The sequence below is a fragment of the Facklamia sp. P13055 genome, from assembly GCF_050409445.1.
GTDB lineage: Bacteria > Bacillota > Bacilli > Lactobacillales > Aerococcaceae > Facklamia.
Genome location: NZ_JBNUPL010000012.1, coordinates 1 through 22,761, shown reverse-complemented (window position 1 = coordinate 22,761; position 22,761 = coordinate 1). Strand labels below are relative to the sequence as shown.

Here is a 22,761-nt window from a genome sequence, read left to right as displayed (position 1 = left end):
CACAAAAAACTCTCCTCCAATAAAGGACGAGAGTTAATACTTCGTGGTACCACCTTAATTTGTAACCTCATCACTAAGGTTACCTCTGCCAGTACGCAAGTGAGTATCACTTGTTATACTGAGGCTTACTAACGGTTGCAGCCGTTTATCCTTATTGCTATGCATTCAGGATAACCACTCCATGGCCATTTTCAATCGCTTCCTACTGCTTGATTTCACCCTACTCAAGCTCTCTTTAAAATAGTCTGACGATCTACTTTCCACATCTACGTGTTTCATTCGATTTGTTAGAAGTATTCTAATCAAAAAAAACAATCCTGTCAACCATTAATCTACAAAAAATTTTTATTGAAGGATAACTACCTTAGCAATAAGCATATAGCTAGTTATATTTAAGGAATCGCTAGATTAAATCCCTCACTCTTTTCTCATCAAAAATATTATTTTCTAATTTTTAATAATCCATTCCATCTTCTAGCATTACATTAAAGCCTTGTTTACTAACAACTTGCATTAACTGGGCTCTTTTCTTTTCGCCAATAGCAATTTTATTTTTAACTTGATTAGTAAAGCTATCCACTCTTTGGTTGCTATTTCTAGTGTCATAGTATTGTGTCATTTCCTTGTCATAGTCTGCCAACATTTGAAGATAATCTGGATTTGCGCGATAATAATTTTCAGATAATTTAAATTCGATTGGCATTCGTGGTTTCAATGGGGGTTGATCGTCCGGATAGCCATACCCAACCCCTACTAAAGGAAAAGTCAAGTCAGGTAGTTTTAATAGTTCAATGACTCTAGCTGAATCGTTTAAAATCGATCCAAAATAAACCGTTCCTAATCCTAAAGATTCAGCAGCGATCACTAAGCTTTGAGCTTGAATATAAACATCAGCCACTCCCTGAAAGAAATAATCCATTGAGCGATATTTTTCTCCTTGATAGCCTTTAGCCTTAGCTATTTCAGCATTGCGATGCCAATCCACAAGAAAAATCAATAGTTCAGGCACCTCGGCAAGATAGGCTTGTTTTGCAACCTTGGCTAATTCTTCGCGTAAAATACGATCAGTAATACGGACAACTGAAACGGCCTGCAACCCATTTGAAGTCGGACTGGCATTCATAGTTTCCATTAGTTGCTGACGAGTTTCCACTGCAACTGGGCGATCTTTATAAAAGCGAATACTACGGTGATTTTGAATCTGTCTGAGTGTTTCTTCCATAAAAAGGTCTCCTTTTAATTTGATGTCTCTAATTTAGCATTTACTGATTTTAATTTCTATTAATGAAAGGTAGGATATTTTTGAAAAAACATTTTCCTTTTATCATTGTTGGCGGTGGTATTGTTGGATCGACAGCTGCCTATTATCTGACTCGTTCTGGCTATCCAGTAATTCTTCTCGATAAAGAAGTTGGTCAAGCCAGCCAGGCGGCGGCTGGAATTATTTGTCCTTGGTTTTCCAAAAGAAGAAATAAAAAATGGTATCACCTTGTCGTTCATGGTGCAGAATTCTACCGTCAATTTATTCAAGATTTAACTGAAGACGGATTTGATGCTTCCAGTCTTTTTAAGGAAACTGGGACTTTGATTCTACGTAAAAATGAAAAAGACTTACACAGAGATCTTGAAAACGCAGATTCAAAAAGAGAGCAATCTCCTTCTATCGGAAAAGTTTCAACACTAACACAAGAAGCAATTCATGATTTGTTTCCTCTTATTGATAGCCCTTGGCCTGGCTCTTTAATTAAAGGGGGTGGCCGAGTAGATGGACAGGCATTGGTTGCTTTATTACATAAAGCGATTCTAACAAAAGGGGGGAAAATAGTTAAAAAAGAAGTTCAGTTGCTTAAAGAAGGAAAGAGCTTTTTGATTCAGTCTGATCAAGACTCATTTACTGCAGATCAGGTCCTTTTGGCAGCAGGACCCGCTGTCAAAGAACTTCTAAGCTCCTTGCGGTTTGATTGTAACTTACGCCCTCAAAAAGGCCAGCTATTTTCTATCTACCACCCACAATGGGTCGATAACAACTGGCCTGTTATTATGTCACCGGGTGGCATTGATATCCTTCCCTTTGATAATGGTGAGATAGTAATTGGCGCAAGTCATGAAGATGACCAAGCAAAAGACTTAACCATTAATCCCATGGTTATCAAAGAGCTAAAAACAAAGGCTGAGCAAATTTTTCCGGATGTTTTTAACTATCCTCTTTATCGAGTAAAAGTAGGTACTCGAGCCTTCACTGACAATGGCGATATCTTAATCGGATCCATCCCTGATTTATCCAATCTATGGACAATTTCTGGCTTAGGGTCTTCCGGCTTAACAAGTGGACCCTATCTAGCTTATCAATGGGTCCATAAAATCATCAATAATTATTGGGATCTTCCCGAAGAAATTATTTCCAGTCACCAACTTGTTCATAAAATATAGCAAATGAAAAATTTCGACATTGATTTATTTCGAATTCATGGTACTCTATAAGTATTAAATGAATTGTTACGGAGGAATTAATTTTTATGTGGAAAGAATTTAAAGGTTTTATTGCAAATAAAAATGTTGTTACTATGGCAACTGGGATTATTTTAGGGTCAGCTTTTACAGCAATTGTTACTTCTTTAGTCGATAATATTTTTATGCCACTCATTATAGCCATTACAGGTCAAGCAGATGTTTCAGGTCTTGTTCTGACAGTTGGTAAGACTGAAATTGTTTATGGAGCATTTATCCAAGCAATTATTAATTTTCTTTTAATTGGTAGCTTCTTATTTATCACACTTAAAGCTTTAGAAAAAGCACAAAACAAAAAAATTATTTCTCCAGAAGAAGAGCCAGCAAGCCCTTCAGAAGTCGAACTATTACAAGATATACTCTCAGAATTAAAAAGTAAATAATTAATTAATTTTAATACCCAGACAAGCCCAGCTTTTCTGGGATTTCCCTTTTCTTGTGCACATTGCCTATCGTATAATCCACAAATTTCAGTTAAGCTAGAATTATTATGTAAGAAAGAAGGATTAAAATGGTTGAAATAAACTTAAAGTCGATTAATAAAAGATATGAAGGCGCAAAAACCAATTCAGTAACTGATTTTAATTTAGATGTAGCTGATCAAGAGTTCATCGTCTTTGTTGGACCTTCCGGCTGTGGAAATTAACCACCTTAAGAATGATTGCTGGTTTAGAAGAAATAACAGCAGGCGAACTGATTATAGATGGTAAATTGATGAACGACGTAGCACCTAAGGATCGAAACATCGCTATGGTCTTTCAAAATTATGCCCTTTACCCGCACATGACTGTCTACGACAACATGGCTTTTGGTTTAAAGCTGCGTAAGTATGATAAAAGTGAAATTACCCGACGTGTCAATCATGCCGCTGACTTACTCGGCTTAACTGAATTTTTAAACCGCAAACCAGCCGCTCTGTCCGGTGGTCAAAGACAAAGAGTCGCTTTAGGTCGAGCGATTGTTCGTGATGCCAAAGTCTTTTTAATGGATGAGCCTTTATCAAATCTTGACGCTAAATTGCGCGTACAAATGCGGGCAGAAATTGCCAAACTGCATCAGCAATTAAAAACAACTACTATCTATGTAACCCATGACCAAACTGAAGCTATGACAATGGCCAGTCGAATCGTTATTATGAAAGACGGCTATATTCAACAAATAGGTAGCCCTCAGGAAGTTTATAATAAACCCAATAATGTTTTTGTGGCAAGCTTTATCGGCTCACCAGCTATGAACTTCTTTACTGTTACTATTGAAAGTAATACCTTAACCAATAATCAAGGTATTAACTTGCCATTAAGCCCTCATCACAAAAAGTTGTTATCAGATAAGGGTTATTTAGGAAAAGAAATTATTCTTGGCATTCGTCCGGAAGATATTCACGCGGAAACAAGCATTGTTGCGAAATCTAAAGACTCGCTTGTTAATGCTAAGATTTCTGTAGCAGAGTTGCTGGGGTCCGAATCCATGCTGTATCTAACGATTGGATCAGATGAGTTCATTGCTAGAGTAAACGCACAAGAAGTATATACTCCAGGAGAATCTATTGAATTAGCCTTCGATATGGAAAAAATTCATTTCTTCGATAAAGAAAGCGAAAAAGTTATTCGCTAAATTAAGTATAATCTTTAAACCGTTTATTTACGAGGAGGTCTTACAATGAAAGCAAATGGAGTCATTCAAATTCCTCACTCTCTTCTTGATTTAGAGGGCTCTCATAAAGAAGGTTATTGTCTGTTTCATATCTTTTTTGAGCATTTGCAAACAGACTTTGATCAATCCTTGTGGTTATCTACTCTCAGATCAAGCAGTCAAAACATTATTGATTATATAAAACGAAATTCACATCACTTTGTTTATGTCATCCACAATTCTTTTTGGGCTAACCAAGGATCCCAAATGATGGAAGGAATTCTAAAAATGCTTAATGATGACTTTGGACAATCAGCGCTTGTCATCATAGGGTCTCCTTATACTGGTATAGAAAGTGTTGAAGATCAAATTTCTTTTGACGTGGCTCAGATAGAAAGTCATCAGAGGTTACTTAAGAAAAACACCATTAATCGCATGAGCCATTTGCTTTTACAACAAGTTGGTAGGAACTTACAAGAAAGTCATCTCGCCCAATTTGCTAACTATGGTCAAACGATTTCAGATGATCAAGATCGTGCGTTGATACGCCAACTCTTTCTAAATGGGGGGAATATTAGTAAAACCGCCCAGGATTTGTACTTACATCGCAACACGCTTAATTATCGAATTGACCGTTTAAATAAGTCAAGCGGCTTGAATTTACGCTTAATATCAGACTTGACTCTCTTATATTTACTGATTTGCTAATTTGAATAACCGATTATTTTAAACACATTACACATGAAAAGCCCAGTTACTGGAAGTAATTGGGCTTTTACTATTTTAAACGAAAGGTACAATCGGCATCATGATCATTAATAACACCAATAGCTTGTAAGTAGGAATATATAGTTACTGAACCTACAAATTTAAGACCATAATTTTTTAGGGAACGAGCGACTTCATCACTTAACTTTGAAGCTGTCTTAGGTTCTTTCTGACTTTTTGGTCTTAATACTAGCTGTCTGTTGGTGAAATGCCAGATATAATTATCAAAACTACCAAAATCTTGCTGAATTTTGATAAAAGCTTGAGCGTTGGTTATTGTAGCTTCTATCTTACCGCGATGACGAATAATCTTTTCGTTTTTTAATAAAGCCTCAACTTTATCTTCTTGATAATTGGCTATCTTTCGGTAGTCAAACTGATCAAAAGCTTGTTCAAAAGCTTGTTCTTTAGATAAAATTAGTTGCCACGACAAGCCGATATGAAACGTTTCTAACACCAACCATTTAAACAAAAGTAAATCATCATGTTCTGGTTTTCCCCATATTTTATCATGATACTGAATATAATAATCAGGCTTATTCGCTACCCATTGGCATCTTTGCATTTTTACCTCCTACTGGAAAATCATAAGCACTTGACGAATACCATAAATTAATAATCCAATCATAAAAAAATAATTTAATTCTTTAGTTAATACAAAAAAAGCAAGGTATTCTCTTAAAATAGCAAAAAAACCATGACCAAATTGGGTTCTTACCCCGACGACTCTTAAATCAAAACCGAAGCGCCAAGCATAAAGATAAGTCCTTAAAAGGTGAAAGTAACTTGTTACAATGAGCGTCTTCCCACGTTCAGGAAAACAATCATTTAAAAGCTCTTGAATATTAATGAGATTTTCTCTAGTCGTTCGAGCCTGATCTTCAATAGTAATGAAGTGATGGTCAATACCATTAGCAATTAAAAATTTCGCCATTTTTTCAGCTTCTGAAGCAATATTTTCGTGACTATTTCCCCCACTGACAATTAAATGCAGCTTTTGACCTTTTGCTCTACTTTGTTTAAAAATTTTTAATGCCCTTTTTAATCGATAAATTAAAGTCTTGTCCATCTCACCGTTCGCTGTTAATTGGGCGCCAAGAACTAATAAAATATCATTAGATCGCATTTTAAACTTAAATAGTAACAAGAGAAGGTTGAGAACAATAAAAAGAAAAAAATTAATAATTAAGTACATAGCCACTAAGGTATAAATAGCTAAGAACCGACTCATATAATAGTTTCTTTGTATAACAACCCATGCTGTAAAAATAACAATCCCAACAAAAGTAAAAGAGATCGTCAAATTAAAAAAAATACGCATGCCTGATAGCGAACGGTCATCTTCTATTCGACTTAACATTAAATAGGCTAACAACAAAAGAAAAAAGGGAATAATGATAGCAATTCCTGAACTTGAAAAATACAATAAATAGCGCATAAGTGATAATAGATACCATCGTGATTCATTAAGTATCGCAAAAAAAACTATCAGGAGTGAAAAATAAAGCAAAGCAATTAATGAGACTTTGCGCCATTTAAAAACGTAGACCAAAACGGATGAGACAAATAAAATGAAAGACAGAAAATACAACAAACCGCTCAGTCCTTTCTGTCGAGATCCAATTCATGATAAGCCGCATAAATTTCTTGTTTTTTGACATTTTGTGCTTGGGCAACCTGTTTAATGGCTGCTTTGGCTGAAAGTTTCTCTTTATCCATTAAAGATTGAACCTGGTCTTTATAGCTTAAGTCTGGATTGAGCAGCGTTTGCCTTTGATCTAATTGACCCATAGACTGCAACAAAAGGACACATTCACCTTTTAAAGAATGCTCCTCAAAATGATTGATTAGTTCTTGGCTTGTGCCTCTAAGATATTCCTCAAACTTTTTACTGATTTCACGAGCTACAACCACTTTTGTATCCGTTCCTAACAGCTGATTAATTTGCTGAATGGATTGCTTTAATCGATAGGGCGACTCGTAAAAAATAGCCGTTTCTTTTCGCCTTCCGATATCTGTTAGTAACTCAACTTGCTCATTTTTACTTCTTGGAAAAAAGCCATAATAAGTAAAGGTGTTTGCAGGTAATCCTGAAGCAACCAAAGAAGTAATGGCGGCACTCGCTCCTGGAAGGCTTATTACGGCTAATGAATTAGCCAGTAGGGATTGTACTAGAGGATGGCCAGGATCGTTGATTAGTGGCATACCAGCATCTGAGACTAGGGCAACCGTATGTCCCTCTCCAATATAAGCCGTCCACTTATCTACTTCCGATTGATTCGAGTGGTCGTGGAAAGAAAACATTCTTGTTTTAATATCATAATGCTTCAACAAAATTCCTGTTTTTCGCGTATCTTCAGCCAAGATTAGATCGACTTCTTGAAGAATTCTAACCGCTCGAAAAGTCATATCTTCTAAATTACCTATTGGAGTAGGAACCAAGTAGAGACAAGAGCTTTCTGTTTGATAACTCTTTTGAATATTCAAAATGCACTCACTTCCTTTAAGCTTAAATCTCTTTGTAAATGACAAATCAAATGCTGACTGTAATCTTTAATAATATAAACACCCTTATCAAAATTAGCCATACCGTTTTTAGCCAAGTAATATTCTTTTTTGGGACGATTTAACTGTTTGAAATGGTACTCCGCAGACATCGCTAAAGACTTATTCGGCCACTTTTCAACATAGATTAGTTTTAAAGGCTGCCGCTTTTTAACGCGAGTATACTTCGCTCCTTTGCCCTTATTATGAGCTTCTAACCTTTGCCTAAGATTGGTTGTAAATCCTCCATAAAGTGTTTTGTCATGACAGTATAAAACATAAAAGTAGAACCCTTCATCATTAATGATTTCCATAGTAGATCTCCTGCATCATAGGGGTATAGGATCCATCTTCTTGATGTACGATAATTGCAGGTTCAACTCGAACGCCTTGTCTTCCTCCCCTGGCAATGGCCTCTACCAAGACACTATTGGCATTTTCAGCTTGTTTTGGATGGACAAAGCAAAGGCGTTTGATAGCAAAGTGATGATTTAATAAACTCATCATTAGATCGTCTAATCTATTTGGGCGATAAACAATAAATAGCCTGCCTTTTTGCTTAAGTAATTGGCTCGCTTTGCTCACCCATTCATCTAAAGTTAAGTGAATTTCATGACGAGCAATAGCATGATAAGGATTAGAATGTAATTTAGCTGCCTCATTGAGCGAAAAATAAGGAGGATTACAGCTGATAACATCTAATCGCTGATTATTTGCTTTTAATTGCCTTAAATCCCCCTGGATGATTTCAATTTGTTCTTCTAAACCGTTTAATCGAACCGATCGTTTTGCCATATCTGCAATATCTGCTTGCAACTCAATAGCTTGAATTTTAGCATCTGTCCGATGCGATAAGAGTAGAGGAATGATGCCACCGCCTGTACAAAAATCCATTATCCTTGAGGAAGAGGACCGCTGATTGAATGTGATAAAATTCGCCAGCAAAACGGCATCCACAGAAAAAGGAAAGTAATTTGGATTTTGTATTACATAACGGTTTTCTCGAATCAGAAAATCAAGTCGTTCTTCATCTTTCACCAATCGTATTTGTTCATCAGTCAGTTTTGGCATAAACAGTTCTTTTGTCATCTATTGCTCTCCTAAAGAGTCAATAATGTCTTGACAAAAGATACATTCTTCATTGGTTTCACGCTTACTACCAAAATAATGATGACAAATATGAATACCATCATTATAGAAGGCTTGAAGACGAGCTTGCCCACTTTGACGATGCTCAAGCGTTTGCTCTGATTTATCAATAACTTGATTTTTTTGATTTTCCTCATCTTTTAATGGCTTAATTTCTATTTGCTCAACTGCTTGGTACTGCTGCATCCTTAACCGATTGTTTTCATTAGTTAACCGTGTCACTTCTTCCGACAAGGTGTTAACCGTTTCGAACAATTGATTCAGCTCTTGGTTAACTTGCATAAGAAGTTCTTCAATTTTTATTTCAGACATGCTAACACCTCTCTTCATATTACTTCCATTCACACATTTTAATCGCTAAGCGCTCATAGGCCAACTGTGGTGTGACATTAAACAAAAGGAGTTTTTTACTATCCATTAAGAGCTCATTCATTCTATGATAGCTTGTTTGACTCATTTGATGATCGATTCTCTCTTTAATTCTATTTACCCTCTTTTGTAAACTTCCTAAGTGGTTTTCTTTAGATGGATAGTGACTCAATAACAATTGGGCATTCAACCAATTTAAATAATCGAGACCATCTTGGCCTTGATTATAATTAAGATAGGGTTTTAAATGTTGCTGAATAGCGACAAAAGCATAAGGGTTTTCTTGTATCAATAACTGATAAAAATATTCTATGGCTTTTAGCCAAGCTTCGAAAGACTCCGCCTCATAGTCATCCATTAAATTCTCCAAGCGATTGGCTGATAGCTTTAACATTACTCTTGCATGCTGATCACGAATACCTGCTTGCACCATCTGATCAATTTGAGAGTGTTCTTTATCATCTTCCAAGATCACTTCCTGAACTCTCGATTGAATAGTCGGTAGTAATTGTTCAGCCTGACGACTAAATAAAAAGATATAAACATTAGGACTTGGTTCTTCCAAAAAAAGTAAAAGAGCATTGGCTGCTGCTGGGCCCATTAAATCTGCCTGCTCAATCGTAGCAATTTTAAAATCAGCCTCAATCGGACTCGTTCCTAACCATTCTTTTAGCCCTCGGATCTGATCCACTTTGATGCTACGCCCATCGGGTTCAATAGTCATATAATCTGCAAACTGACCCCTAGTAATTCTCTGACAGTCCATGCAATTTAAACAAGCCCTTCCTTCTGCATCAAAATGCTTACAAACAAGGGCTTGAGTAATTGTATCCACTAATTCTTTTTTTGCTGGGTTTAATTCGCCAGTAAATAAATAAGCGTGAGCGAGTCGCTTATGTTGTATCAATAGATTAAAATGCTTTTTGGCAGCTTCTAACCGCATAGACTCCCTCTTTCAAATGCTTGTCTCTTAGAAATGGAAGAAACTTTCAATAGGTAGAACAAAAACAGTCGCTCCACCAACTTCAACTTTTAATGGGTAAGTATTTGAAACTTCCAAATTCATATCTAGATGGATAGGTGTTGAAATATATTGCTCACGAGACTGACATGAAGCTTTAATAACTTCAAGCACTTCCTCAATTCGCTCATCTTCTACTCCTAATAAGAATGTTGTATTACCCGAACGAAGAAAACCTCCAGTTGAAGATAATTTTGTCGCACGGATATCATTTTCTAATAAAGCCTTCCCCAAAACTTGTTGGTCTTGATCTTGCACGATCGCTACTAGTAATTTCATATTATCCCTCCTGATGTATTATTACTTAATCATACCACGTTTTTTTAGAGTTTCGAAGCACTCCAAGCTAACTTGTTCTACACTTTGATTACCATCAATTACCACAATATTTTCCCATTGAGGTATCAAGTCGAGATAGGTTTGTCTGACTCGTTGATGAAAGGCAAGTGCCTCCCGATCGAGGCGATCATACTGTCTACTACCACGAGCTTTCTCGATCCTCTCCAAACCTATGTCAGCAGGAACATCTATTAAAATGGTAAGGTCTGGTAAGTGGTCTTCAATGGCGAACTGGTTAATCTGCCAAACGGCCTCTAAACCGATTGCTCTTGCAACGCCCTGATAGACTAATGAAGACAGCACAAAACGGTCACTAATCACCATTTTCCCCGCTTGAACATTGGGTAAAATTGTTTCACTCAAGTGTTGCCGACGACTTGCTGCATATAGTAAGGCCTCTGTTCGATAGTCCATAGCTGTATTATCAATATCTAAAATGAGTTCGCGAATTTGCTCAGCTATCGGGCTGCCCCCTGGCTCTCTAGTAAATACTGCTTCTACACCTTCTTTTTCAAGCATTGGACCTAAAACTTTGATAATCGAGGTTTTCCCTGATCCATCTGGTCCTTCAAACGCAATAAACTTCCCTTTTGGCATTTGATACTCCTTTATTTATAACTCTCTTCGGCCTTCAATGGCACGAAAGAGGGTCATTTCATCTGCGTATTCGATATCGGATCCCACTGATAATCCATGAGCGAGACGCGTTACTTTTATGCCGGCCGGCTTAATCAACCTTGATAAATAAATGGCTGTCGCTTCACCTTCAGCAGTGGCATTAGTTGCCACAATAACTTCTTTAACTTCTTCATCTTGAAGTCTCTTTATTAGTGAGGCAATATTTAAATCCTCAGGTCCTGTGCCTTCCATAGGCGAGAGTACACCTTGCAGGACGTGATAGCATCCGTGAAATTCTTGCATTTTTTCCATCGACATCACATCACGACTATCTTCAACAACTAAAATAATCGATCGATCTCTTGACGAATCACTACAAATCATACATGGGTCTGTATCAGTAATGTTCCCACAAACCGAACAATATTTAAGATCACGCTTAGCGTTTATCAAGGCCTGAGCAAAGTAAGAAACATCTGCTTCAGACATTTCTAAAACATAAAAAGCTAGACGAGCGGCTGTTTTACTTCCGATACCTGGTAATTTAGTGAAGCTATTTATTAATTTGGCAATGGGTGATGGATAATCCATTCCAACTCCCCCTTTCTTTTCTTACTACTAGAAAGGCAAGTTTAGCCCTTTGGTGAATTGGCCCATTTGATCTTGTGTTGTTTGTTCAACTTCTTGAATCGCATGGTTAATGGTTGCTAAAACTACGTCCTGCAACATTTCGATATCTTCTGGATCAACTAGTTCTGGTTTAATGGTTAATTCTTTGATTTCTTTTTTACCAGTCATAACCACTTTAACTAATTGTTGTGCATCCTCCACCATAAATTCTTTAGCTTCTAGTTCTTTTTGTGTTTTCTCCATCTCTTTTTGCATCTTCTGAACTTGCTTCATCATATTGTTCATATTTGGCATCATTTTGCATCTTCCTTCCATTGTTTCACTATTATTGTAAAATTTGTCTTTTATTTCGACTACGCTTCAATTATAGCATACGGCAATAACTTCTTTCGACTACAAAAGAAGTCTTTTATAATCAAATTAAATAATTCAAATTCACCTCAACTCATACTCCACCTCATACCATTCGTAAAGTATTAATAAACCAAAAGAATCCAAGCGCTTAAACACTTGGATTCTCTATTGACTAACGATCAATTGTAATTCATATTATTTCAGCAGTAAAAGTGATACTTAAAGAATTAATTAAATTCATCACCAACTAATTTTCTTAACGATCATTGTAAATAGTGATATTTTCTTCACCAAAGAGTTCGATGGCTTTTTGGACCGCTGGATTCTCTTGCTCCTGAGTATCCTCTATATCAAAAAATCCCGTTTGCCCATCCGCCGGTTGAATACTTGAACTTTCTCCCTCTTCAATATGGTGAATTTGACTCCGTTGGAATAAAGCTGCTACATCTTCTGCCGGCTCAGGTAATTGAGCTTCAATTGATTCTAACTCTTCATTTTGAGGCCTATTTTTTTCAGTTTGATCAATTTCTGATAAATTATCCTGATTAATGTGACCTGGGGGATTGTCCTGCGAATCTGTCTGATCATTTTGTAGCGAATCAATAGTTCCTTCTGACGGAGTTATACTTTCTTGAACTTTTGATAACTTTTTAGCTAGTTCTATCGGCTTTCTACCATTTTGTTCAAACAAGATTTTGTAATCCCTTCGAATACCAGACCAATCAGCCTGCCACAAATAAGTGAAGTGAATCGCCTTACCTAAACGCTGACTCGCTATATTATTCACCTGATCCATTAAATGACTATCATGTTGAACAATCGCGCATAAATTTTGGTCTTCGAAGGAAATCAAAGCGCAGCCTGGCCCTGCCGCTAACGGTCTAGTATTATTCAAGCGAACTCTTTGGTTAGGAGCTAGTTCAGCTAAAATAGCTGACCACTCTTTTTTTAAATGGTTAATATCTTCTTTAGTTGCTTGATTCAAAACATTATAAATCGCATGTAAGTCGACCACATAATCTTTTTGAGCAAAATCAGGCTTTTTACGCGGAGTTAATTCCGTTTGATTATTAACTCCTTGAGTAGTACTTTTTTGATTATTTATAAGTTCAGCAAGTAATTTTTTTTGTTTTTCTAGTTCCTCTTGTAACAGTCTAATCTGACTTTCTATCTGTCCAGACATTTGAGGCTCTACTTGCTCTACTTCTTCTCTTAGAAGTAGGTCCTGCCCTAATTGTGCTAATTGAACCGTCATAACTTCTAAATAAACTTCTGGTTGTGTAGAAAAACGCATCTTATTTTGCGCTTGATTCAAAAAGTCAATTAACTGATAAAAGAATGCTGGCTCAACATTTTCTTTCAATGGCTGTAATTCTTGGTCAGTTAGCAGTGTATGGTTCTTAATTGAAAATAAACTTAAAAGGACATCTCTAGCAAATAAAATCAGTTCTTCAATAAATCGCCCAGCCTGTTTTCCCTCTTGTAATTGTTCTTCCAAGATCTGCAAGGCTTCTTCTACTCGTGATTGAGCAAGCGCTTGAATATATTGAACATAAACGGTTTGAGCAAAAGAACCGGATACTAACAAAGCCGTTTCAAGTTCTAGGTGATCTTGCCCATAAGAAAGCGCTTGGTCTAGTAGACCTAGAGCATCCCGCATTCCACCGTTAGCTGCTCGAGCAATAACTTTCAACGCTTCAAGATCATAGTCTTGTTGGTCATGGTCCAAAATATATTGCATCCTTCTAATCAAATCAAGGTCTTTAATCCGTTGAAAGTCAAAGCGCTGAGTTCTTGATAAAATAGTGGCCGGTATTTTATGAGGCTCCGTCGTCGCAAGTATAAAAATTACATTGGCAGGAGGCTCTTCTAATGTTTTTAAGAGTGCATTAAAGGCACCAGTTGTTAACATATGAACCTCATCAATAATATATACTTTATTCTTGGCACGTGTAGGAGCATAGCGAACACGGTCTCTCAGGTCACGAATTTCATCAACTCCGTTATTCGATGCCGCATCAATCTCAATCACATCACTAATCTCTCCTGAAGTAATCCCTTGACAAATAGAACATTCATTACAAGGATTTCCATCCGTTGAATTAGGACAATTGACCGCTTTTGCAAGTATCTTAGCAACAGAAGTTTTACCCGTTCCTCTTGGACCTGAAAAGAGATAGGCGTGGCTTAATTGCTGTTTAGCAATCGCATTCCTCAAAGTTTGGGCGATCATTTCTTGCCCGACTAATTCATTAAAAGATTGCGGTCGCCAAACACGGTATAATGCCTGATAACTCATTATTTATAGCCTCCTCCATTTAGTAAACTTATTATATCGAATTTGTCACTGCTTGGCGAATGCTTTTAAAATCTGCCTAAATAGATACTCTAAAATTCAAGATTTTAATCTTCACAATTTATGGTAGAATATAGCTTGTGAAAATGATTAGAAGGAGCGAGTTTATGTCCACACTAGAAATCAAAAATCTACACGTAGAAATTGAAGATAAAAAAATATTAAAAGGTGTTAATTTAACAATTAACACTAATGAAGTGCATGCTATTATGGGACCAAACGGAACAGGTAAGTCTACTCTTTCACAAGCTATCATGGGGCACCCTGACTATACAGTTACACAAGGTCAGGTTCTACTTGATGGTGTTGACCTCTTAGAAATGGAAGTCGATGAGCGTGCTAGAGCCGGTCTGTTTATGGCCGTTCAATACCCAAGTGAGATTTCAGGTGTTACTAATGCCACTCTTATGCGTGAAGCCATCAACTCACGCCGTAAAGAAGATGATCAGATGCCTATTTTTGAATTCTTAGACAAATTAGATGCAAAAATGGCGCTTTTAGATATGTCTGATGAAATGGTTGAACGTTATGTGAATGAAGGATTCTCAGGGGGCGAAAAAAAACGCAATGAAATCCTTCAAATGTTAATGATCGAACCTCGTTTTGCTCTCTTAGACGAGATTGATTCTGGCTTAGATATTGACGCTTTACAAGTTGTATCCAAAGGCATCAACTCTTTACGTGGTGAAGATTTTGGCGCTTTAATTATTACCCACTATCAACGCCTTTTGAACTATGTTGAGCCAGATTTTGTTCATATTATGATGGATGGACGCATCGTGAAATCAGGTGGATCTGAGTTAGCCCTAGAATTAGAAGCCAAAGGGTATAAAGAGATAGCTCTCGAAAACGGCATTGAATTAAATGAAGAGTAGGTGAAAAGATGACTCAACAATTATTCGCACCAACTGTCAACTGGCTTAAGGATATCTTTGACCAAAGTCAACAAGCATTCGAGAATACAAGACTTCCCACCATCGAACGAGCGAAGATCGAAACCTGGCCTTTATTTGTTGAAGCTCAAAGTAGGCCTTCAGCAGCTGAAAGAAAATTAGCTACTCATCCGGACCTTATCATTGCTGATTGGCAAAGCGCTCAAACTGATCACGAAGAACTTTTAAAAAAGTATTTATTCCAAGCAGTTCCTGCTAATCAAGATAAAGTTTCTGCTTTCCAATTAGCTCATTTAAATCACGGCACCTTGATTTATGTTCCTGATAACTATCAAGGCAATGAAACCTTTGAATGGGAGCAAAATTTCGATGATGGAGCCCATCAATATCTACTACTTGCCGTTGGCAAAAACAGTCAGTTTACTTTTTTTGAAAAACTAAAACAAAATCAAGTGGCTAACCATAGTCAAAGCTACACAGTAGAAATCATCCTCGAAGATGGAGCAAACTTGCATTATATGGCTATTGATCAAACGAAAACCGACCAAGCTAGCTATATTCGTCGCCATGCTTTGGCTAAGAACGACGCTCATATTCAATGGTCAATTGGTTCATTTAATGATGGAGCAACGATTGTCGATTTAGCTTCTAATTTAAAAGGTAAAGGTTCACACGCTCATTTATCCGAAGTGGCTATTTCTAATCAAAACTTTAAACAAATTTTAGACACCAAAATCAGTAATTATGGCAACCATTCCATTGGACACATTAACCAAAGAGGTGTTGTCTTAGACCAAGCAGTCCTGACAATGAATGGTATTGGCAAAATTTTCAAAAATGCTAAAAACGCGGATGCTCAACAAGAAAACCGTTTACTCATGCTCTCTGATCAAGCCCGTGGTGATGCTAACCCCATTCTTTTAATTGATGAATTTGAAGTGACTGCAGGACACGCTGCCTCCGTATCCAAGGTGGATGACAGTCAATTATGGTATTTAATGACTCGTGGAGTAAATCGCACTAAAGCAGAATATCTAGTCATCCGTGGCTTCTTAATGCAAACTTTAAATCAAATTAAAGATCCTGAGAGAAGACAAATGATGATTGATGCTTTAGACCTAAAATTAGAAAGCATAAATTCAGGTGATAGCCTTGACTAGACAAAATCTTTTAAAAGTTCGTCAAGAATTTCCTATACTCGATCAAATCGTTAATGATGAGCCACTTATTTACTTTGATAATGCGGCGACTTCCCAGACCCCTCAATCAGTGGTCGAGGCAATTGTTGCCTATTATCAACAGGATAATGCCAATGTTCACCGTGGCGTACATACCCTAAGTGAGCGCGCTACCCAAGCCTTTGAAAAAGGTCGTGAAAAAATTGCGGCTTTTGTCGGGGCAGAAGCCAGTGCCTGCATCTCATTTAGCTCAGGGACAACCGATAGCATCAACAAAATTGCTCGTGGACTCATCGAACCACGCCTTCAAGATAGAGATATCATACTCACAACGCGCTTAGAGCACCATTCCAACCTAGTGCCTTGGCAAGAAGTATGTAAACGCACCGAAGCTAAGCTCAAATTTATGGACCTAACTGCTGATTATCAAGTGGATGTAGAAGCTTTATCACGTAAGTATAAAGATCAGCCAGTCAAAGCAATTGTTATTCAACACTTTTCAAATGTGTTAGGTGTACAGCAACCCATTCACGCTCTCAGTCAATGGGCCCACCAACAAGGTGCCCTTTTGATTGTTGATGGCGCTCAAGCCAGTCCACATATTCGTTTACATTTGAAGGAATGGGAAGTTGATGCCTATGCATTCTCAAGCCATAAAATGTATGGTCCGATGGGATTGGGGATCACCTATTTAGCTAAAGAACATCATGAAAGCTGCTTACCGGTTAGCTTCGGTGGTGAGATGATTCACCTAGTAGAAGATACTCAATCCAACTACAAACAAGCTCCATGGAAGTTTGAAGCCGGCACCCAGGCAATCGCTCAAGTGGTTGGGTTGACTCAAGCAATTCAGTGGATTGAAGCTATTGGCTTTGATCAAATTCAAGCCCAAGAGAAATTATTAGGCGATAGACTTTATCAAGGAATGAAAGAGTTAGAGGACGTCGTTCTTTATACTCCTGAATCGGCTAAAAGTCATGGTATTCTTTCTTTTAATATTCAGGGAGTCCATCCGCATGATGCTGCAACAGGTTATGATCAATTAGGGATCGCAGTCCGAGCAGGACACCACTGTGCTCAACCCTTGATGCGTCTGCTAGAAACTCCAGCGACTTTAAGAGCCAGCCTGATGGTTTATAATACCCTTGAAGAAGTCGACCGTTTTATAGAAGCTACCAAAGAAATAAAGGAGTTTTTCACTTATGGCACTTAGTCGATTAGACCAACTCTATCGTACGATTGTACTTGACCATTCTTCAAACCCTCATCATCGAGGGCATTTAGAAAAACCTACCCATCAAATGCAATTACTCAACCCAACTTGTGGTGATGCCATTACTGTGGATATGATTGTTAAAGATAATCAGATTGAACAAATTGCTTTTAATGGTGAAGGTTGCACCATTTCTATTTCCTCAGCCAGTATGATGACCGATTTAATGATTGGTAAAACGGTTGATGAAGCCATCCAATTAGTGCATGACTTCAATCAATTAGTAGGTGGAACAATCGGTGATGATGAAGAAGAAAAAGATGAAGCTGAATTACGCAAACAATTAAAAGATGCAGCTATTTTGGCTGGCGTCAAAAATTTTCCAGCCCGTTATAAATGTGCCATTCTTTCTTGGCGAGCCGTCGAGTACGGACTCGATCAAAACCGCAATGAACAATTGCTCCATCAAGATGGCATTGAAAGAAAGGAAGATGAATAATGTCAGAAGTTCCTGTATTAGGTGAATACGAATACGGTTTTAAAGACGATGCTAAAATCCTCTTTTCGACTGGAAAAGGACTTAATGAGCAAGTCATCCGTACGATTTCAAAAGAAAAAGATGAACCCGAGTGGATGCTTGACTTCCGGTTAAAAGCTTATGAAACTTTCCGCAATAAAAAAGTCTCTACCTGGGGCGTTGATTTATCTGATTTAAATTTCGACGATTATATCTACTATCTAAAAGCAACCGACCAACCTGTTCGTACATGGGATGAGGTGCCAGACAAAATTAAAGAAACTTTTGAACGTCTAGGTGTGCCAGAAGCCGAACGGGCTTTCTTAGCTGGAACCAGTGTTCAGTATGAATCAGAAACCGTATATTCGCGAATGAAAGACGAAGTGGATAAATTAGGCATAATCTTTACCGATACCGACTCTGCTTTAAAAGACCATCCCGAACTTTTTAGAGAACATTTTGCCTCAGTCATTCATCCCAATGAAAACTTTCAAACAGCCTTAAACTCAGCTTGTTGGAGTGGTGGATCTTTTATCTATATTCCTAAAGGCGTTAAAGTTGATATGCCGCTACAAGCCTATTTCCGTTTAAACAATTCGAGTGTGGCACAATTTGAACGCACCTTAATTATTGTGGATGAAGGAGCCAGCGTGCATTATGTGGAAGGTTGTACTGCTCCAACTTATTCCGCTACTTCCATGCATACTGGGGTGGTGGAAATCGTAGTTAAGAAAAATGCTACTTGCCGGTATACGACCATCCAAAACTGGTCTAACAACGTTTATAACTTAGTTACCCAACGGGGAACCGTTGCAGAAGGTGGCACCTTGGAATGGGTGGACGGCAACTTAGGCTCTTATAAGACCATGAAGTACCCTTCATGTCGTTTAAATGGCGAGGGTGCAAGAGGTACTGTTTTATCGATTGCCTTTGCCGGTGAAGGACAACATCAACATTCTGGAGCTAAAATCTATCACAATGCTCCAAACACTTCCTCAACCATTGTTTCCAAATCGATTGCTAAAGATGGGGGAAATGTCGATTATATGGGGCAGTTGTACTTTGGCCCTGAAGCAGATGGGGCTAAATCCCACGTAGAGTGTGACACCATTATCATGGATGACAAATCAAAATCAGATACCATTCCTTTTAATGAAGTCCATAATTCTAATGTCTCATTAGAACATGAAGCGAAAGTGTCGCGTATTTCTGAAGAACAGCTCTTTTACTTAATGAGTCGTGGTATTAGCGAAGAAAAAGCGACTGAAATGATCATCATGGGCTTTGTCGAACCTTTTGCCAAGGAATTGCCATTGGAATATGCTGTCGAGTTGAATCGTCTGATTGCTTATGAGATGGAAGGTAGCGTGGGTTAAATCTCTATTAAATGATTTAAATTGTTATTTATTTTAAAATAAGTGTTGACAATTCATCCAATAAGGAACATACTGTGTCTTGTAATAAAGAAATAAGTTCATTAAGACATTTTCATTCAACCATGTAAAATCTTCTTTTTAATTATTTAGTTATTGCAATACAAAGTGCTTAAGAGGCACACAGGAGGATTTACATTATGAACACAGGTACAGTAAAATGGTTTAATGCAGATAAAGGTTTTGGGTTCATCGAAGGTCAAGACGGAAATGATGTTTTTGCACATTTCTCTAACATCCAAGGTGATGGCTTTAAATCTTTAGACGAAGGTCAAACAGTAACATATGACGTAGAAGCTGGCCCACGTGGCAACCAAGCTACTAATATTGTTAAACTATAATTAACCTTATCAAAGGCATCCCTTAGTGGATGCCCCAGATTGAAGACAAACCCTGCTTGAGTTAATCTCAAATAAGGGTTTGTCTTTATTTGGCTCTATGTTAAATAGGGTTGATGGAAGAAAAATTCTTCCTTCAACCCTATTTATTATAGAACCATTATTATACATAAAAAAGCCCTCTAAACCACTAAGAAATAGTGATTTAGAGGGCTTTGTCTACAGTCTGAAAGATGACCTATCTTTTCTTTTTTATTTTATAATTTCTTCTACTCTTTCTCTGGGTATTTTATTTTCTAATTCTTCAACCGTTCCGACAGTTATTATTTCCCCATGATTAATGATCGCAATTCTATCACATAATTCTTGTGCTTCAGACATATAATGTGTTGTTAGCAAAATAGTTTTCCCTCTGTAAGATAACTCTTTTATTACATCTCTTAATTTATTTGCTCCTTCAGGATCTAAGCCAATACTAGATTCATCGAAAAAAATTATTTCAGGATCATTTAAAAGAGATCTTGCTATTTGGAGCCTTTGTTTCATTCCTTTTGAATAAGATTCAACTCGTCTATCCTTAAATTCATATAGTCCTACCATCTCTAGCAATTTTGGTATTAACTTGGTTTGCTCTTTTATTGATATTTTATATATATCAGAAAAATATATTAAATTTTCTTCACCTGTTAAACGCCAATATAATCCACGTTCTCCCCCAAAAACAAAATTTATATGTTTTCTAACTAATTTTGCCTCTTTAAATGTATCATAGTTTAATATCTTTGCTTCTCCAACAGTAGGAGCAAGCATAGTTGATAATATTTTTATAGTAGTTGATTTGCCCGCACCATTCGGACCCAACAAACCGAAGATTTCCCCCTTAAATATATCAAAAAAATTATTATTAACTGCACAAAATTCTTTATCTTTAAAAATCCTTGTCATCCCTTCAACAGAAAAATTTTTTCTGACATAATAACTTCAATCTAATCAATTATAAATTTAAAATATCTATTCTTACCAATTTTAATTATAAATGTTCTGTCTTTAAATTTATTACTTTCCACGGTTTCATCAACATCAGTTACTTTTCTTCCATTTATTGATACTCCATTCTGATTAATTAGACGTTTTCCTTCCGATTTTGACGAAATTATTTTGTTTAAAAATAATATATTTATAACTGTTTCGGGCAATATATCTTTATTAATATTTAGAGTTAAAATATCGTCTGGTACCTGTCCTTTAGCAATATTTTCATATCTATTTTGCGCCTTTAAAGCCTCTTCAGAACTATGGTACATACTAACAATTTCATAGGAGTAAAATTTATGAGCTTTAACGATATCTTCTTTCATTATTTTTAAATATACTTCTTCAGGAATATCTGTTGTTAATCTAAAATAATTTTCCAATACACTATCTGGTATTTTCATTGCTTTTTCGTACATAATTCCTGGTTCTTCGTCAATCCCGATATAATTATCTAAAGACTTACTCATTTTATTTTTACCATCTATACCAACTAAAAGAGGAAATGTAATGATACACTGCGGACTTTGATTATACGCTTTTTGCATATCTCTACCAACTAATAAATTGAAAGTTTGATCCACTCCTCCCAGTTCAACATCTGATTTAATTGCAACTGAATCATATCCTTGTACTAACGGATATAATATTTCGTGAATACCGATAGGTTTCTCATTTATAAACCTATTATTAAAATCATCTCTTTCTAATATTTGAGATACGGTATACTTACTAGCCATCGAAATGATATTCTCAAATGACAAGTCTTCTAACCATTCGGAATTATAACAAACTTTAGTTTTAGATGTATCCAATATTTTATTTACTTGATCCAAATAACTTTGTGCATTATTCCGGGTTTCTTTAAACGTTAATGACGGCCTAGTTTTAGATTTTCCAGATGGGTCCCCTATCATTGCTGTATAATCACCTATCACAAAAATAACAGAATGGCCCGCGTTTTGAAATATTTTCATTACTTTTAAAATAACAGAATGGCCTAGATGTAAATCTGGTCTTGTAGGATCAGCACCAAATTTTACAGTTATATTTTTACTATCCAGCATATCTATCAAATTTTCTTCTCCAATAATTGTATGCGTGTATCTTCTTATTGAATTTAAAATTTCTTTTCCATTCATAATCATTCTCCTTTATAAATTTTCGATAATATTTCTCCATGTTAGAGAATTTTTTATATTTCCAAAAACATAAACCTTATTTTCTAAATCTGTTTTATATGCTTTTCCTTGAGAATCAACAAGCATATAGATAATTCTCTACTATCACTTTCTTTAAAGTCAATTTCTTTATTTGATTCGGTAGTGTCAAATAAATTGTGTAACCTACATTTTAAGATTGTAATTGTTATATCAAATTTTCAACTATTTCCATTCATAACCTCGCATTTTATAAGAGCTTTCGACCGCCCTATAGATTTGTTAGTATCTTTGAGATCGATAGCTCCTCTAAAATGCGAGGGAAGCAACCGAAGGGTGCTAGTTTACTCCATTAAGATACTGGGGCTTTGTGAGACCTTCTCTTAATTTCGTCTCGTTAACTGGTCGTTTTGATCCAAAAGAGATTGAAGTTCAAAGGTTGCTTTACCAAAGTTTTTATGTTTCCGATGTCCAAACTTTGCGTTATACTCGCTAATAGAACAATAGACTGTTTTTCCCTAAGTGGCTTCATGGGGAAACTGTTCTTTTATTGTTGTGATCCGCTTTATTTGTTTATTGACGGCTTCTGATTGTTTGTTGGTATAAAAGGATGTCCGTATTTCCTTGGGAAAATGCATAAATGAAAAAAGATTCTTTTTTAGTCTCAATTGTTCAGCCAACTTTGGATAAGTCGCTCCCCAGGTCTGGA

General features: G+C 36.7%; 25 protein-coding genes, 1 pseudogene and 1 other annotated feature. Of the genes and pseudogenes, 10 read left to right on the top strand and 16 right to left on the bottom strand.

The features are described 5' to 3' along the window. Window positions 1-19 precede the first annotated feature (19 nt). Window positions 20-278, bottom strand: a binding site (T-box leader). 176 nt (window positions 279-454) lie between these two features. Then, window positions 455-1,222 carry an NADPH-dependent oxidoreductase gene (locus ACQV2O_RS05850; protein ID WP_428873125.1) on the bottom strand — a complete coding sequence of 256 codons (768 nt, stop codon included), beginning with the start codon at window positions 1,220-1,222 and terminating at the stop codon, window positions 455-457. 80 nt (window positions 1,223-1,302) lie between these two features. On the opposite strand from ACQV2O_RS05850, the gene ACQV2O_RS05845 reads away from it, so the two are divergent. The 4 genes and pseudogenes from ACQV2O_RS05845 (at window position 1,303) to ACQV2O_RS05830 (ending at window position 4,848) form a co-directional block, all read left to right on the top strand. After that, entirely contained in the window at window positions 1,303-2,430 is a 1,128-nt protein-coding gene (locus tag ACQV2O_RS05845) for an NAD(P)/FAD-dependent oxidoreductase (protein WP_428875234.1), read from the top strand. Between the two features lie 86 nt (window positions 2,431-2,516). Then, complete coding sequence (mscL, locus tag ACQV2O_RS05840) at window positions 2,517-2,891, top strand: large conductance mechanosensitive channel protein MscL (RefSeq protein WP_428873123.1); 375 nt, start codon at window positions 2,517-2,519, stop codon at window positions 2,889-2,891. A 128-nt stretch (window positions 2,892-3,019) separates the two neighbouring features. Then, window positions 3,020-4,122 (top strand): annotated as a pseudogene (locus ACQV2O_RS05835) (ABC transporter ATP-binding protein). A 45-nt stretch (window positions 4,123-4,167) separates the two neighbouring features. Continuing rightward, on the top strand, window positions 4,168-4,848 hold the full coding sequence (locus tag ACQV2O_RS05830; protein WP_428875233.1) for a PucR family transcriptional regulator: 681 nt from the start codon (window positions 4,168-4,170) through the stop codon (window positions 4,846-4,848). Window positions 4,849-4,918: 70 nt separating this feature from the next. Here the strand turns inward: ACQV2O_RS05830 and ACQV2O_RS05825 are convergent, their stop codons facing one another. The 12 genes from ACQV2O_RS05825 to dnaX all read right to left on the bottom strand — a co-directional run bounded on the left by ACQV2O_RS05825 (window position 4,919) and on the right by dnaX (window position 14,231). Then, complete coding sequence (locus ACQV2O_RS05825) at window positions 4,919-5,473, bottom strand: DNA-3-methyladenine glycosylase I (RefSeq protein WP_428873120.1); 555 nt, start codon at window positions 5,471-5,473, stop codon at window positions 4,919-4,921. Window positions 5,474-5,482: 9 nt separating this feature from the next. Continuing rightward, a complete protein-coding gene (locus tag ACQV2O_RS05820; protein ID WP_428875232.1) occupies window positions 5,483-6,334 on the bottom strand; it encodes a YdcF family protein in 852 nt (283 codons plus the stop codon). Window positions 6,335-6,507: 173 nt separating this feature from the next. Next, on the bottom strand, window positions 6,508-7,395 hold the full coding sequence (gene rsmI, locus ACQV2O_RS05815) for a 16S rRNA (cytidine(1402)-2'-O)-methyltransferase (RefSeq protein ID WP_428875231.1): 888 nt from the start codon (window positions 7,393-7,395) through the stop codon (window positions 6,508-6,510). Then, entirely contained in the window at window positions 7,392-7,766 is a 375-nt protein-coding gene (locus ACQV2O_RS05810; protein ID WP_428873117.1) for a GIY-YIG nuclease family protein, read from the bottom strand. Before ACQV2O_RS05810 ends, rsmI begins: the two co-directional genes overlap by 4 nt. Then, window positions 7,753-8,541, bottom strand: a complete 789-nt coding sequence (locus tag ACQV2O_RS05805; protein WP_428873116.1) for a tRNA1(Val) (adenine(37)-N6)-methyltransferase — start codon at window positions 8,539-8,541, stop codon at window positions 7,753-7,755. Before ACQV2O_RS05805 ends, ACQV2O_RS05810 begins: the two co-directional genes overlap by 14 nt. Then, complete coding sequence (locus ACQV2O_RS05800) at window positions 8,542-8,913, bottom strand: initiation control protein YabA (protein ID WP_428873115.1); 372 nt, start codon at window positions 8,911-8,913, stop codon at window positions 8,542-8,544. Window positions 8,914-8,932: 19 nt separating this feature from the next. After that, complete coding sequence (locus tag ACQV2O_RS05795) at window positions 8,933-9,913, bottom strand: DNA polymerase III subunit delta' (RefSeq protein WP_428873114.1); 981 nt, start codon at window positions 9,911-9,913, stop codon at window positions 8,933-8,935. A 27-nt stretch (window positions 9,914-9,940) separates the two neighbouring features. Beyond that, window positions 9,941-10,270, bottom strand: coding sequence for a cyclic-di-AMP receptor (locus ACQV2O_RS05790; protein WP_428873113.1), 330 nt, complete (start codon window positions 10,268-10,270; stop codon window positions 9,941-9,943). A 21-nt stretch (window positions 10,271-10,291) separates the two neighbouring features. After that, complete coding sequence (tmk, locus tag ACQV2O_RS05785) at window positions 10,292-10,927, bottom strand: dTMP kinase (RefSeq protein WP_428875230.1); 636 nt, start codon at window positions 10,925-10,927, stop codon at window positions 10,292-10,294. A gap of 15 nt (window positions 10,928-10,942) precedes the next feature. After that, window positions 10,943-11,539 carry a recombination mediator RecR gene (recR, locus tag ACQV2O_RS05780; RefSeq protein ID WP_428873111.1) on the bottom strand — a complete coding sequence of 199 codons (597 nt, stop codon included), beginning with the start codon at window positions 11,537-11,539 and terminating at the stop codon, window positions 10,943-10,945. Between the two features lie 27 nt (window positions 11,540-11,566). After that, window positions 11,567-11,872, bottom strand: a complete 306-nt coding sequence (locus tag ACQV2O_RS05775) for a YbaB/EbfC family nucleoid-associated protein (protein WP_428873163.1) — start codon at window positions 11,870-11,872, stop codon at window positions 11,567-11,569. 316 nt (window positions 11,873-12,188) lie between these two features. Further along, window positions 12,189-14,231: a DNA polymerase III subunit gamma/tau gene (gene dnaX / locus ACQV2O_RS05770; protein ID WP_428875229.1), complete on the bottom strand. Its 2,043-nt coding sequence runs from the start codon at window positions 14,229-14,231 to the stop codon at window positions 12,189-12,191. Window positions 14,232-14,395: 164 nt separating this feature from the next. Between dnaX and sufC the strand changes: the two genes are divergently transcribed. The 6 genes from sufC (at window position 14,396) to ACQV2O_RS05740 (ending at window position 19,863) form a co-directional block, all read left to right on the top strand. Continuing rightward, window positions 14,396-15,163, top strand: coding sequence for a Fe-S cluster assembly ATPase SufC (gene sufC / locus ACQV2O_RS05765; RefSeq protein ID WP_428873109.1), 768 nt, complete (start codon window positions 14,396-14,398; stop codon window positions 15,161-15,163). A gap of 8 nt (window positions 15,164-15,171) precedes the next feature. Beyond that, on the top strand, window positions 15,172-16,341 hold the full coding sequence (locus tag ACQV2O_RS05760; protein WP_428875228.1) for a SufB/SufD family protein: 1,170 nt from the start codon (window positions 15,172-15,174) through the stop codon (window positions 16,339-16,341). Further along, window positions 16,334-17,572: an aminotransferase class V-fold PLP-dependent enzyme gene (locus ACQV2O_RS05755; protein ID WP_428875227.1), complete on the top strand. Its 1,239-nt coding sequence runs from the start codon at window positions 16,334-16,336 to the stop codon at window positions 17,570-17,572. The genes ACQV2O_RS05760 and ACQV2O_RS05755 overlap by 8 nt, the downstream gene beginning before the upstream one ends. Continuing rightward, window positions 17,562-18,071 (top strand): Fe-S cluster assembly sulfur transfer protein SufU, encoded by a 510-nt coding sequence (gene sufU, locus ACQV2O_RS05750; protein WP_428875226.1) that lies wholly within the window; start codon window positions 17,562-17,564, stop codon window positions 18,069-18,071. Before ACQV2O_RS05755 ends, sufU begins: the two co-directional genes overlap by 11 nt. Continuing rightward, window positions 18,071-19,465, top strand: coding sequence for a Fe-S cluster assembly protein SufB (sufB, locus tag ACQV2O_RS05745; RefSeq protein ID WP_428873105.1), 1,395 nt, complete (start codon window positions 18,071-18,073; stop codon window positions 19,463-19,465). The genes sufU and sufB overlap by 1 nt, the downstream gene beginning before the upstream one ends. A 197-nt stretch (window positions 19,466-19,662) precedes the next feature. Beyond that, a complete protein-coding gene (locus ACQV2O_RS05740; RefSeq protein WP_428873104.1) occupies window positions 19,663-19,863 on the top strand; it encodes a cold-shock protein in 201 nt (66 codons plus the stop codon). Window positions 19,864-20,112: 249 nt separating this feature from the next. Here ACQV2O_RS05740 and ACQV2O_RS05735 read toward each other — a convergent pair whose 3' ends face one another. The 3 genes from ACQV2O_RS05735 to ACQV2O_RS05725 form a co-directional block, all read right to left on the bottom strand. Further along, window positions 20,113-20,805, bottom strand: a complete 693-nt coding sequence (locus tag ACQV2O_RS05735) for an ABC transporter ATP-binding protein (protein WP_428875225.1) — start codon at window positions 20,803-20,805, stop codon at window positions 20,113-20,115. 41 nt (window positions 20,806-20,846) lie between these two features. Continuing rightward, window positions 20,847-22,034: a tyrosine--tRNA ligase gene (gene tyrS / locus ACQV2O_RS05730; protein ID WP_428875224.1), complete on the bottom strand. Its 1,188-nt coding sequence runs from the start codon at window positions 22,032-22,034 to the stop codon at window positions 20,847-20,849. A 536-nt stretch (window positions 22,035-22,570) separates the two neighbouring features. Next, window positions 22,571-22,761, bottom strand: a 191-nt coding sequence (locus ACQV2O_RS05725) for a transposase (protein WP_428875223.1), incomplete at its 5' end; no start/stop codon positions are given.